The sequence below is a fragment of the Ruminococcus sp. 8Y-12 genome (assembly GCF_058119865.1).
The window spans coordinates 1767349-1782470 of record NZ_CM176623.1 but is presented as its reverse complement, the minus strand read 5'-3'; the positions used below and the strand labels follow the sequence as shown (position 1 = coordinate 1782470).

At 37.8% G+C, this 15122-nt stretch carries 6 protein-coding genes; all 6 read right to left on the bottom strand.

The features are described from left to right. Nucleotides 1–228: 228 nt before the first annotated feature. Nucleotides 229–1707, bottom strand: a complete 1479-nt coding sequence (locus tag AC0THY_RS06600) for a response regulator (protein WP_489993646.1) — start codon at nucleotides 1705–1707, stop codon at nucleotides 229–231. 6 nt (nucleotides 1708–1713) lie between these two features. Continuing rightward, the gene (locus AC0THY_RS06595) at nucleotides 1714–3465 is read right to left on the bottom strand and encodes a sensor histidine kinase (RefSeq protein ID WP_489993645.1); all 1752 of its coding nucleotides are present in this window, start codon (nucleotides 3463–3465) and stop codon (nucleotides 1714–1716) included. A gap of 30 nt (nucleotides 3466–3495) precedes the next feature. After that, on the bottom strand, nucleotides 3496–4788 hold the full coding sequence (locus AC0THY_RS06590; RefSeq protein WP_489993644.1) for an ABC transporter substrate-binding protein: 1293 nt from the start codon (nucleotides 4786–4788) through the stop codon (nucleotides 3496–3498). Between the two features lie 255 nt (nucleotides 4789–5043). Next, nucleotides 5044–11445 carry an InlB B-repeat-containing protein gene (locus AC0THY_RS06585; protein WP_489993643.1) on the bottom strand — a complete coding sequence of 2134 codons (6402 nt, stop codon included), beginning with the start codon at nucleotides 11443–11445 and terminating at the stop codon, nucleotides 5044–5046. A gap of 823 nt (nucleotides 11446–12268) precedes the next feature. Continuing rightward, a complete protein-coding gene (locus AC0THY_RS06580) occupies nucleotides 12269–13621 on the bottom strand; it encodes an MFS transporter (protein ID WP_489993642.1) in 1353 nt (450 codons plus the stop codon). Next, nucleotides 13622–15121, bottom strand: coding sequence for an alpha-amylase family glycosyl hydrolase (locus AC0THY_RS06575; protein ID WP_489993641.1), 1500 nt, complete (start codon nucleotides 15119–15121; stop codon nucleotides 13622–13624). Nucleotide 15122: the final 1 nt, after the last annotated feature.

Sequence of the window (15122 nt, the reverse complement as noted above, 5' to 3'; positions counted from 1 at the left end):
CCCTTCCTTTTTGTAAATCCCAAAACTTACATATTTTAATTTTAACAAAACATTCTAAAACAGGGCAGTAAAATTATTGGAAAAACATAAGAATATTCTCATGTTATTTATAATTAAATTATAATCGAGTAGCAGGTAGGTAATTGTTTTTCCCAGGTAAGAACGCATTCTTTCCCACTGCCAAGACAGATTAAGGACTTTCGCACGCAAACGAAGAGCCACCGCAAATTATTTTGCGGTGGCTCTTCGTTCTTTTTCCCGAAACTGTCGTGGAGTAAGTCCTGCATATTTCTTAAACACTTTTGAAAAGTAACTGGGATCTAAATATCCTGTTTTCAGGGCTACCTCACTGATTGTCAAATTACTTCCCACTAATAGCCTCTTGGCTTCTTCCATCCGTATTCCCTCTATATAAGAGATAAGATTTATCCCAGTTTTTTCTTTAAAAATTGTAGATAAATAGTTGCTGTTTAAATAAAATTTTCGTGCAATATCAGATACGTTTAAATTATTGGAATAATTTGCTTTAATATATGCTTTGATTTTACTAATAACGTCATCACTCTGTGTGCTGCGTAGTGAGTTAAATATCTGCTCTGCCAGATATGTTAGATTACCTTTTAATTCTGATTCTGAATGATATTTAAGTAAATAATCCTTATTCTTAAGCTTGTGGAAGATAATGTTAAAGTCTGTATCGTCATTAAATTCCACCATAAGGTATCTAAATAAAGTTAGAATATCATTAACGAATTCCTCAATTATTTCAACAGAATATTCCTTTTTTATTGTATTATCAATAACATCCGCTAAATCATATAGAGCTGTGTCATACTCTTTTCGATACCCCCACTGTAATATGTTCGATATCTTTTTCTGAAATATCTTTTTCTTCTCCAAGGATATTTTTTCATCTGGTAAGTTATTGGCTAAAATTCGTCTATCTGGATAAAATATCTTTTTTTTAAGACTACTAATGCTTTGTATAACTATAGCCCTTGCCTCGGCATTTTCACGTATTTCTGAATATACTGCCACCCCTTTTTTATTTGGTATAACATTCCATACCCTTTCAATCAATTGATGGATGAGTTCATTATTCAGTTTATCAGCATTAATAAAATATACATAACAATCGCTAATCGAAAAGTCTTCTAAATAATACACTATTAAATCTTCTTCTAAACTTAAGGCACATTCCTCTATTTCCGCTTTAATAATTCTCCCAGTCTCTTCGCTCTCTTCTAAATAAAATGCTATAGACACCACATTACCACGGATAAACATTTTCTTATTCTGTTTTAAATCCCAAGTTTGCTTCCTAAGCCACTCTTCATTTTTAATATACAAAATTTTTTTTAAAAGTGTGGTCAATTCTTCTTCCTCAATTGGTTTTAAAAGATAATCCATTACTCCAAATTTCAGAGCACTTTTTGCATATGTGAAATCATTATACGCACTCATAACTACAAAAATACATTGGGGATGTAAATTACTTGCTACTTTAATAAAAGTCATTCCATCCATCTCTGGCATTTTAATGTCCACTAATACAACATCTGGCTGAATCTGACTTATAATATCTAACGCCTCCTGACCGTTTTGTGCTTCGGCCTCAACCATAAAGCCGAAGTGTTCCCAGTCTATTTTATAGCGAATACTAATCCTTATATATTTTTCATCATCAACAATCATTACTTTGTACATTATAATTCACTCCAAACTTTCAGAATTTAAATTTTCCGCCAATTCCGGAATTGACGGTATTTTAATGGATATACAGGTTCCCTTTCCTTCTTTACTAAATATTTCCATACTATATGTTTTCCCATAATAAAGCTTTAGCCTCAAATGAACATTCAGAACTCCCAGACTCTTATAACGTTCAATATACTCCAAAGGATGTTCTGAGGTAGCCTTCAAGCGTTCATCCAATTCTGCCAATTGGTCACTGGGTATTCCGGCTCCATTGTCAAAAACCATTATGGATATGAATTGCCCTTCCAACTTCACTCGAATCCTTAACATACCTCCTGCTTTCTTCTCACTAAGTCCATGGGAAAGTGCATTTTCTACTAATGGCTGCAAAGTGAATTTAACAATCTGGAAATCAAGACATTCTTCATCTATATCATAAAATACTTCAAACTTGTCTTCAAACCTTATTTTTAACACCTGAACATAATTCTGGACTTGCTTTAACTCCTCTTTTAATACTGTAATATTGCCAAAACGTGTATTATAGCGGAGCATGTTGCTCATACATTTGCTTACCGTTATAATAGCTTCATCCATTCCAACTCTAGCCAGTCCCATGATCGTTTCCATAATATTGAACATGAAATGGGGATTAATTTGTTGCTGCAGTGCTTTGATTTCCGCTTCTTTGAGTAAAATCTGTTTTGATTCCACCATTTTGACCAATTCATCAACATTTTTCATCATCTCATTGAATTCCTCAATTAAAAAGTTGATTTCATCCGGTGTACCTGTTTTAACCTGAGTTGTCAAATTCCCCTGCTTTACCCTTTTCATTCCTTCAACTAAACGTCTGTAATTTTCTGTGATAATCACAAAAAATTTTTTCGAAGCCAAAATAGTTGCAGCTATAATTAAAAGCAACGCAAATGCTAAGATTTTTACCATCTCGCCCTGATTCTTGAAAATTTCCTGTTTTGACATAGCTATACACAATCGCCATCCTGTATTTTCTGAAATACCATAACACATGATATAGTCTTTTGTTTCATAAATATCTTTTCCTGGCTTTTGGTATGCCGCATCGGGGACTTTTACAACCATTTTATCATAAAAAAGTACTTTTCCTTCAAAATCCGAAATTGTAGTTCCTGCAATCTTTGTATAATTGTGAAGGAATCTTTCTTTTAATGAAGTTAAGTCTATATCAATACCTAAGTATCCCACTGTGTTCTCTCCGTATACATCTCTAATCCGATAAATAATGGAATGAACAAATGCCTTACCATCTTCATCGGTGTTATTGACAATTATACTCTTATCAATGCTACTTTCCGCAAATTGTTGATACCATTCAAAATCTCTAAAGTCAAAATTCGAAGTCACATTATTATTAATTGAATATTTGTTATTATAATTTCTCTCTTTGTAAAAGATAATCTGTAAATCTGGTCTTGAATTATAATATAAGCTCACTATCCCATCCAAAAACTTCAAATCCTGCACCTTATCTTGTTCACTTTTCATAAACTGAATTACTTCGTAATTATAGATAATCGAATCAGCTATGTTATCAATATCCCCGAAATACTGCTCCATCATTGTAAGATTGGATTCCATTAGGTTGCGTCCCATATCCACAGACTGAATCCTCATATTATTTTGCACTACAAAATAATTAATGGCAAACGTAATCAGATTAGATAATACAATAATTCCAATTAAATATACAAGAAATCGAATTGTTATGGAGCTTGTTCGTTTCATAATTAATACCCGCCTCCTTCTCTTCCAAATTTATTCCTGTTTTAGCACTGCTATCCTCGCGTTAATATTTTGAAAAGTTTGATCAATACTCTGTTCCTTTATCAAATATAATCGAACCTCGTCTTTAGCAATTGCAAGTGCCTCATGATAGAGGATATTGGCCGGTACACTTGAAATTTTACCTTTTCCAAAAAGATTATCTACATGTTCAGGCATATTTTCTGTCTGTCGAAAGATTTCAATAATTTCTTCTGAATTCCATGCCGGTATCATGCTATTCTGGGCAAGGATTTTCGCCCCTTCAGCACCCACAACAAACTTCATAAAGTCCATAGCCTCCTCTGGGTAACGTGTAGACTCAGCCATTGAAATAACCGCTGCATCTGATATTACATAAGAATCTTTTCCTTCCCAGTGAGGCATGGGTGCTATATCATAATCAAAATCCAAAGATTCATCCTTTATTCGGCCGTTTAAAAACTGCAGTGACCAATCACCACTATAATACATACCAATATTTCCATTTAAAAACATGCCATTATAGTCAGAACTTACCACCCCTGAATGTTCTGTGTAGGGCATCTGTGCCTTCAAGTCATAGGTCAAATAATAACACCACTCAGCCGCTTTACGAAATTCATTCAGATCTTCCTTCTTCATCGGGTCATTGGCTCCCGCTGTTCTTGCCGGAACGCGCCACCATGTATTATTCGGTGCAAAACTCATGGATCCATATATTTTTTCACCATCAATTTCACCACTAAGGCGCTTCGCTATATCCGCATACTCTTCCCATGTCCAATCGTCTTGTGGATATGCCACCCCCATTTTATCAAAAAGAGTCTTATTATAAAAAACTGCCCATCGGCTCATTCGATAGGGAAGCATATAAGAAGCACAGATATCCTCTCCTTCTCCATACCATTTACCATAATGCTCCTCATCTACTATCTCCCCCCAGGAATCCAGATTTTTCAAAATGTTTTTATTCTTCAATACCAACGCAGCCGGAAGACTGGGATTAAAAATACAGTCTACTTGCTTATCTCTATTTTTTAAAAGAAGCATTTGCTGCTCATACTCTGAAATAGGTATAAAATTAGTGTGAATTATAATTTCGGGATGTGTTTCCATAAATTTTTCTGCTAGAAGATTTAAATTTTCTTCTTCATCCTGCCAAGAAAACACTTCCAAAACAATGTCCTTGTTGACCTCTTCAGATTCATCACTTATTATTTTATATCCCCTGTCACAACTTACTACAACTAAAGATAATGATATCATTAAAAAAAGTAATATCATAAATTTCACAATCTTTCTCATATTCGTTAACCCCCTTCACTAAAAAACCTGAATTTTATAGTAACCTGACAACTATTTAATTATACCATATAAAGCAGACTATCAAAACTTGTTTCAAGCAAATAGCAGGCACAAATATTATAGAGAAACTCAATAAATACCGCATAACGCTGCCATACTTTTCAAATGGAAACTTACGCGTCATACGGTACTAAGATATAACTAATTCAGCTGATGTGAGCATTAAGCAAGTGTAAATATCCAATTACTTAAACACTATTTCATAATCCTCATAGTCTTTTTATAGCCTGTTTTTGCATTAAAATATTTTCTATATTTACTCATCTTCTTTGAAGGAACTTTCAGCACTGCATTCTTTCGGATTCCCGCAATTGCTTTATTACCTACCTTTTTAAGTTTTGCCGACTTAATAATTATTTTGGACAGCCGTTTGCATTTATAAAACGCCTTTTTACCAATTGAAGTCACTGATTTGCCGATGGTAAATTTTTTAATTGCACTGCACCCCTTGAATGCACTTTCACCAATCTTAACCAGCTTGCCCATTGTTGAAACATTTGTCAACTTCTTACATCCCATAAATGCATTATTCTCTATTGCTTTAACTGCTTTTGCACCTTTAACCGTTTTCAAGGCAGTGCATTTAGCAAAAGCACTCTTTTCTATAGTAGTTACATTTTTGCCGATAGTTACTGCGGTAATCGCTTTATTATTACTAAATGCATTGGGAGCAATGGATACCACTTTATATGTTTCTATTGTAGAAGGAGCGGTAATAGTAGCTGGTATAACTACTGATTTTACCTTACTGCTTGTTGCAAATCCTAGTAATTCTACCTGACCAGCCTTTATTACTTTATACTTAAAGCTATCAGCCGTAAATCCTTCTCCGATCCTAAGAGAATCTCGCGTCCATTGTGCATAAACTGTCATATCCCTATGAATAGCAGTTCCATCTGTTACTTTTTCCCCACCGGTTTTCGCGGTAAACCAACCATTAAACTTATATCCCCCAAAGTTTGCTATTGGAAGTTTCAATGTTTTTCCTGATTCTACAACCATGCTAGTAACCGCTACCTTTCCTCCATTTGCATCGAAGATCACCGTGTGAACCACAGCTTTTTGCATTACCCAGCGGGCATAAAGCGTTATACTCCGGGAAAATACTGTCTGGTTTGTTACCTGTGTTCCTCCCGTTGCCTCTGTAAACCAGCCTTCAAAACTGTAACCATCACGCATTGGTGTCGGCAAAGACAAGGTTTGCCCTGATTCCACCGTCATACTGGCTGGCGTCACTTTACCTCCATTTGCATCCAACACTATAGTATATATATCTTCCCAGCGGGCATAAAGCACCATACTCTGGGTAAATACCGTCTGGTTTGTTACCTGTGTTCCTCCCGTTCCCTCTGTAAACCAGCCTTTAAACCTGTAACCATCACGCGTTGGTGTTGGTAAGGACAAAGTTTTTCCTGATTCTACTGTCATAATGGCAGGCGTCACTTCACCTCCATGAGCATCAAGAGTTATGGTATATGTCTGGATTTCCCAGTGGGCATAAATCGTTGTATCCTGTTTGAATGTCGTCTCATTTGTCACCGGATTCCCACCTGTACTTGCAGTAAACCATCCCTTAAATTCATGGTGGCTGCGTGTTGGAATCGGCAAATCCAAGGTTCCCCCTGACGGAATAAGCATATTGTCCGGAGATACGCTTCCACCATTTGCATTGAAGGTTACTGTATGGAAAACTTCCAGTTCAGACCCGGCCTGTATAGTAAGGTCTTCAATAACAAACTTACCTTCCGCTACACCTGCTCCCCCTCTGGCGCATACTTTACCGATATCCGTGATTTGCTGTGCACCTGTTCTGAAGTCAAAGCCTGCTGCCAACAACTGCTTTTCTCCATCAGAGCCCGTTACATATACATTGTATTTCTTATTCTCCAAATCGATATCAACCGTTACTGTATAGGACTCATTCGCCTCATATGCAATTTGATTCGTTGCCATATAAGAGCCGCCGTTTCTTGCCTCAAAGTATCCATTCGTAAAGAATCTGATCGCAATAGGTGCATGTCCCCAGTCACTCAGCAAAGTATTCTGTCCTGTGAAGAAAATGGATCCATCCTGCTTTGCCTCTAATGGTGTTACGACAAATTCTATGGTCTGATTTCCTGTGTGACCGCTGCCTAGATCCACACTGTTCCAGTTTGCCGTGGAGGGATAAGGTTCCCAGACACTTCCTGCAATTTCCGTCCACTGTGCATAAAGAGTCATATCTTCCTGGATAATCGTCTGATTTGTTACCGGTGTTCCTCCTATTGCTTCTGTGTACCATCCTGTAAACCGGTAATCCGCACGCGTTGGCGTTGGCAGACTCAATGTCTTACCTACTTCTGCCGTCATACTGGCTGGATTTACGCTTCCGCCGTTTGCATCGAAGGTAACCGTGCGAGTTTGAACCCCTTCAGGTTTTCCAATCTTGTGGTTCATAATCATAAACTTGCCTGCTGCTGCTGACGCTCCACCCCTAGCACATAATTTACCAATGTCGGTGATTGTTTGTGCGCCTGTTCTGAATGCAAAATCAAGTGCTAATATCTGTCCATTAATATATACGCTGTATTTCTTTGCCGGCACATCAACCGTTACTTTCACTTCATATTCCTGGTTTGCTTCATATGCAATCTGGTTGGTCGCCGTATAAGCCCCACCATTTCTTGCATCAAAGTATCCGTTCGTGTTCAACCTGATCACAATTGGCGCATGCCCCCAATCGCTTAAGGTTGCTGCCTGTCCTGTATAAAAAATTGCGCCATCCTGCTTGGTCTCTAGCGGTTTTACAACAAATTCCATTGTCTGGCTTTCCGTATTTCCAGCACCCAAGTCCACCGTTGCCCAATTTGCAGTAGAAAGGTATGGGAATATAGCTCCCTTAGGAAGATCCTGAATCTCATCCATGACTTCTTTCACCTCATATTGACCAAGTGCACGTGAGTAAACTCTGATATCTGCCATCTGACCATAAAATCCACCAATGGTATAACTACCACCCCCAATGCTGTCCAACATATCTTTCATTGATAGCCCTGAGGTGTCAACCAGGCCATTGACATATGTTTTAGTGCGTCCTGTGTCGGCATCATATGTAATAGCAAAATGTGTCCAGCCCATGTTTGTTACAGACTTAGCTCCACTGGTACCACCAGTTTGGTCTTTATTCCAGTCTGAATTGGATAACATATTGGTACTTGTAATCTCCGTACTGCCGCCTTCCCCTGCCGTAGTTAATACCGGAAGCCGACCAGGAAGTGACATGGAATCGGTAGAAGCAATATCTTTTACATATAGCGAAAACGCTCCATCTGCAAAATCAAATAATTTCAAATTATGCCCGGAAAGATAATTGCGTTCAGAAATATCTGCATACATACTAATGGTAAAACTTTTCATTGCATTGTCTGCAAAAACATCTCCGTTGATCTGGATTCCATCGCTGCTGCCAGAAAGTTCCAAAACACCCTCTTTAACCGTGGCATCCCCCAATAAGCTGGCATTATAATTACCTTTTGAATCCTCCACAGTACTGCCCTCAGTTGTTTTGAAATCATACCCAATAAACATGCCGGAAGTTGTATCTACATCATTGGGCTTTGGAATATCAAAATCAGTTCTGACCGATGTCGGATACCCATTAGGGTAACTTTTACCAACAATCCAATAATAATAATCACCATTCAACCACAGCAGCCGGAACTCATCTTCATGAGCATTTTTTACTACAAACGGCCGCACATTGTTTTTCACGGAATCTCTGGTGATTTGCGTTGTTTTAACTATCTGCTGACCATCCGCACTCATTTCATATTTTATAATTTCGTAAACCTTGCCATGGCTTCCTTCAACAGGCACGGAAGCATATATGATTTTGGGATTTCCCTTGTCCAGCGACATACCGCCAGAGTAACAGTATTCCGTATTTGATGGATGGAACTTTCCTCCGGCATTGGTAAGAAATGTCTTGGTCCAGCTTGTTCCATTCCATTTTGCATAGTAATAGTCATGAGAAAGTTTGTCATTAGAGATCTTTACCAGCGCAATAACAGGCACGTTATTATCCAGGGCAATCTCCCATACCCAACCTCTTCCACTTGTATTTCTATCATTCACAACAAAGTTAGCATCCGTTTCATTCCCATTAATTGCAAATGGTGCGTTGCCTATGTTACTCAGACGATTCCCCTTCCTATCGCGTAAGGTCATGTCAGTAACATCAATATAGGAATAATAAATAGGGTTAGGATGTATATTGTCTGGGTGGGTTGCGGTATAAGTCATATGTATCTTGCTTTTGCCATCCGATACATATTTTGCATAAGGGCGAACACTGCCTCCTACAGATGAACTTACCACCTGTTTTGGACCCCATACAAACTGAACCTCATCGTTTTCGTTCGGCATAGACAGCTTGGCCAAAGTTGGATGCCAGTTTATTCCTCTCCACGTAAGGTAAATATGGTCAGGATCATCTGATAATATAAAAGGTGACGGATATGTTGTATTATGTGTTGTCACCAGTCTATGTTCCTTTCCAAAAGTAGTAATATCTCCTGCTTCTTTGGAAACTCTGTAATAGAAACACTTTTCATCGGTATGACGTGAATAAAAGACCATTACCCTGCCGTCAGGAAGTATTAAAAATGTGGGATTATTATGGTCGTCCGGCTGAAAATTAGATCGGATTAAAACCTCCTCGGTCTCTTTGGTATTATGATTATACTGGGTCGCTTTAATCGCCCCATGAACATCAATATATCCAATATAAGTCATATCAATGGAACCATCTTGATTCTCATAGTGAAGAGCTCGCGGGTCTGCAAACCAGCACCATGCCCCCTCCTCTGTAACCGTATTCCCTGAAAATGGAGCAGCCTCACCCTGTCTGCTGTAAACCAGCTTTATTTCGTTGTCAATACCTTTTGTAACTGTCAGCGACAATACGGAAGCTTCCGGATTGTATTGATAGAAAACACCATTATCATCTTGAATGATCTGTGCCGGCTCACCACTATAAGTATATTCTTCCCCTTCCTGAACCTGGACTGTAGAATCAGGTATTAACGTATTACCCTCTTCATCAATTGTCTTTATGGTAACAGGAACATTCTCAAGCGTTTCATCTGAATATGTAAACCTAAGCGTAGGTGCTGAAGTCGCATATTCAGAATATACCCGTATGCCTCCCACTTCAGGACCGGCAAGTCTAAAGGATAACTCATTATAGCCAGATTGATCTACAATATTTTTTACATATTCTATGAGTTTATTGCTTCGAAGCGAAATTGTCTGTCCAGAAACGGTCGTAGTATTTGCCGTTCCATTTCCAGCCGTTATAGGCTCCGTAAAGCCAAGCAGTTCCAATTGATCAAGCCCTGATTCACTACTGGCACCAAAAACAGTTTTACTGCTTTGTTTATTCCATGACTGTGTCAAGCTGTTTCCATATACGGCAAGCCTGGCACCTGGTGCTATCTGCTTAACATTTCTAATTGTCAAATCAAGTTCTACCGTTTTGATATCTTCCGCTGACTGCCCCTCAGGAATCTTAAATGTAACAACTGCGTTGCGGGGAGAACCAAAAGCAGTTCCTGTCACAGTAGGCATTGCTGTCTCCGTACCGTCACTGTCTGTGAAAGTTGTCCCGTTAGCGATACTCCATGTATTACTTGCTGATCCTGCTATGAGAAGATCCTTTCCGCTCCACTCGCTACTGCCAGACTCGTTTCCCATCAGGAATTCTGTTCCCGAACTGAAGCCAACCGTTCTCACCGCCTCTATTTGGGAGGGCTGGGGTTTCTCCAGATATTTAATTCTTAACTTAGGTTGTTGTTCTAAAGAGGCATATTCCGAATATACACGAATGCCACCCACCCTGCTCTGTCCTGCAAGCCTAAACGACAACTCGCCTTCCTCGTAAGCAGGATCATTTACAACACCTCTCACATATTCTGTAAGCAGTTTGCTTTTAAGTGAAACCGTCTGACCGGAATCAACCGGAGTAGTAGAAGTAGTACCCACTGTTATTGCATCTGTAAACCCAAGCAAGTCCAATTGATCAAGTCCTGAAGCAGTACCATTCGCACCAAAGATAGTTTTATCACTGGTTTCATTCCATGGATGTGTCAAACTGTTTCCATACACACCCATTCTGGCTCCTGCTGCTATTTGCTGAACATTTCTAATGGTTAGATCAAGCTCCACAGACTCGATATTTTCAGCCGGAAGTTCTCTGGGAATTTCAAATGTAACAACTGAATTTCTGGCAGTGCCGAATACAGATCCATTTAGGTTGGATAAGGTCATCGTACCGCCATCAATGTCTGTATAACTAAGTGGTATGGACCAACCATCCTGATTTCCAGCTACAAGTACATCATGTCCAGACGCACCGCTTGCATTATTGTTGCCTAAAAGCCATTCAGCAGCTGTATTGAAACCAACAGTTCTGATTGCTACCGACTCATATATTCCACCCGATACAGAAGTATCCTCTGCATGTACAACTGATATGTTTCCTCCAAAGCTGCCCACAACCATTCCTGTAACTAAGAAAATGCTTAGAGCCTTCTTTAATAAAAATCTTTTTGTTTTCATTCCAGTCCTCCCTTAATGATTTTGACGTTTTTTCTGCTCTTTTCCTGCCAGCAAAATTTGATATGCCTTTAATTTACTTAATAGTACTTTAATACTTCGCTGTTTAATTCATTCGCATCTATCCTTTATTTTATAGTCTGACCAGGAAATCAATTCTACCATATCTTCCCTTCCCTGCTTTTTCTACTTAATCACCCCCATTATCCCTGTAAGCAAAAGTGTTCCAAGTTAACCCAGATAGCGTCTATTCTTTAGTACATTTTCGCAAATATAATCTAATTATAACAAAATCAGATAATTGAAAGTAGGAAAATACTTAGTTATAACAAGGAATTTTATTAGAAATCCAAAATAATAACGCCCCTTCATTTTATATTGCAAATCACTACCGGTGTATATTTAGTTGTCGACATTATTAAATATAGCAAGCACTGGTTTTGTTATAACAAAACTCATTATTTTTGATTTTCTCGCTTTGCGGAGATCAAAAAAAGCTGGGATATCCCAGGCCCTTACTTTCCCCCCTTAATATCCATATCTCACGTTTCCACCGACATCCCTTGAACTGTTTTAGTATTAAAGAGAATATTTATTCCACCCCTATAGTAAATTTACATTTTGCTTAAACATTCAAAAAAGAATCAGAATACAAGTAATGTATTTATATCCTGACTCTTTTTTTGATAAAATATTTTAAGTCCCACAGTTTATCTTATTCGCTTCGAGGAAAGCTGCTAATTTCAGTGAACGCATATTCCACGGCTAAATCCATAGATCAATATCATTTTCTAATGCAGTACGAGCCTCTAAAACATCAGTCGTATTACTGTTTAGATGTGGTGTTACTTCTATCTTTTTTAAGCTTTTCAGTAATCTCTTTCATTTTGTTCTTAGTAATCGGATAAAAAATCATTCCTATAAATCCAATTACTGTACATATTAGACATACACCGGAAAGTGAGAATCGAATTGCAAATATTGCAGAATCAGGTTGAACTGCAAGTGTGCTATCATAATTTCCTAAATAAAGGATAAACGCAACTACAGAGCTTGCTAATGCACTTCCAACCTTGTTGAACAAACCAAAAATTGCAGTCTGTGTTCCAGCAAGGTTTCTTCCTGTTTTGTATTCTCCATAATCAATGCTTTCAGAGAGAACAGCAAAAACATTCGGATTCATTACTCCAGCGGCGAGTGCCATAAGTCCCACAAACAAATAAACCAACATAAGATTGGTCTCTGCAAACCAACATCCAACCCATGAAATCATCTGAACACCTAATAATGCCATTAATAACGGTTTCTTCGAAAAACGCTTTCCTAAAGGAGTTGCAAAAATCAAGCCGCCAAGACTTCCTGCGATGAAAATAAGATACAATACAGTAACCTGACTTTCGTCATACAAGTAATATTTCGAATAATATGTTAATACACTTGTCATACATGCCAAAGCTAACGCATTAGTCAATATATATACCAATAGTACAAGAAATGGTCTGTTGCTGAATATGTTTTTTAAATTTTTCACAATTGACTCACTCTTCACTTTGGGAGGCATATTTATTTCTTTTGTAAATATTACGCATAAAGAATAAATGGCAGACGCTACAAATGCCAATATTAATGCAGTTTTCGAATACCCCGTGATGCTGTTAGTACCACCATTCATCTGAATCATTGCAGGAACACCCACCATTGCAATCAAAACACCCAAAGTACCTCCTAAATTTCCAAATGTCAGAATTGAAGTACGCTCATCTGGATCAGGTGTCATAAATGACACAATAGAATTCATTGGTACATTTATCAAGGTAAAACCAAAGCAGAAAATCATGTAACTTACATAAGCATATAGGAGGCGAAATTCCGACGCAAACTGCGGAGCTGCAAACACCATAATTAATCCGATTGCATAAACCGGAATGCCAACTAGCATCCAAGGTTTGTTACGTCCTAATTTTGTGTCTGTTACATCAATCAAACTGCCTACTATGTAATCTGTAACCCCATCAAACAATTTTGTAACCAAAAACATAACTGATAATAACGCTGGGTTCAAGCCAACTGCATCCGTAAAAAATATTAGTAAAAATGTGTTTACCATTGAGTAACCAATATTGCATCCAAGCATTCCACTGAAATATCCCATTCGCTGACTAATTTTTAATTTATTCACTTATTTTCCCTCCACTATTTTGTATTGATAGGTGTTAAAATCTGCTTCAAGTGAAATGAATATTCTATCTTTTTTCCAAGAAAATATCAAAATATTTCCCATTTGCTTTACACAAAACTTACTATCTATAGAAAATGCAGAATGACAGTTTCTGAGTCGCAGCAAACGGAGCTGTTCTGTAACAATTTCTTTACTTAAGGATGTGGTTATCATTTCTTTTGTGAGATTTGTTCTGTTAATCTCCTTATGCCCGCCTGTGCCTGCTTTCCTTACCGCTTCAAAATCATTCTTTCCTGCAAATAAATCCAGATACCAAATCTGGGGTTTTCCAGGCATAAAGAGTTGGACAGCTCTGGCAAATAACAGTTTCTGAGCATCCTCACCTAAAGCGCTGAAATAGGTTGCATTTACCTGATAGTAAGTGTCCTTCTGTCCATGCAAATTCTTCACATACCCGCCTCTGGTCACGATTAGATCTATCAGTTCTTGTATTTCATCATCTGACAGCTTCCCCTTTAAATCCAGCACTGGAATCCCATCGTGACATCCCAGCATGTTTACCAATTTCAAGTTTTTATCCTTAATCTCTTCTGCCCATTCTCTCAATAACATCGGATTATGTTTTTCCATTGCATAAATAAGTAATCCCGGCAGGAAGAAATCATAAGATATATATTTCTGGTCTGCTAGCTCGTCACAAATATGTTCTTCATAACCTGCATGAATTTCAGGTAGAAATAAAAGATTATTTTTTTCTCCCATTTCCTGTACTCTCCGAAGAACTTCCCACGTTTCAGGTATATTAAGGAAATTCCTTTTACCAATCTCTTTTGACGTATAGGCAAATGCATCAAGGCGTATCAGACTAGCACCATAATCCGCCATTTTTTGTAATGTTTTTTCGTAAGATTCCCAAACAAGCGGAGATTTTATATTTACATCCATTTGTCCTGAATACTTCACTGTACCATCCGGCATACTGGTTTTATCCTGGTAAAAAGTATTCCAGTATGGAACACTCCTACCATCAGGAAAATCCACCATCAAAATCGGAAGTCCTGGTTTCCGAAAAAACATCATTTCTGTATATTTTGATTCAGGAATGATATACCCCTCTTCCCCAATCTGCCCACAGTTAATCCAAAACTTATTCCAATCAATAAAGTAATCTCTATAAAGTGAATTTTGTCCATTTTTAATAATATCCTGAAACTCTGGTGACTGTACAGACTGATGATTTAATACAAAATCAAGTTTCAAGAAAATTCCCAGTTGTTTAATACGTTCTAGATCAGCCCTTGTAGACATGGATTCTTCCAAATCATAATCAATAATACAAAATCCCCTGTCTAAATCAGAATGAAACAAACTTGGCAAAATATAAAAGCTATCAAAACAATCTTTCAATTCTTTTTCCAAAAGATCGGCAATATCAGAAAGTGTCCCCCCCATACTATCTGGATAAGCATTCAGCATCGGTCCCCAATTTAACTGTTTCATA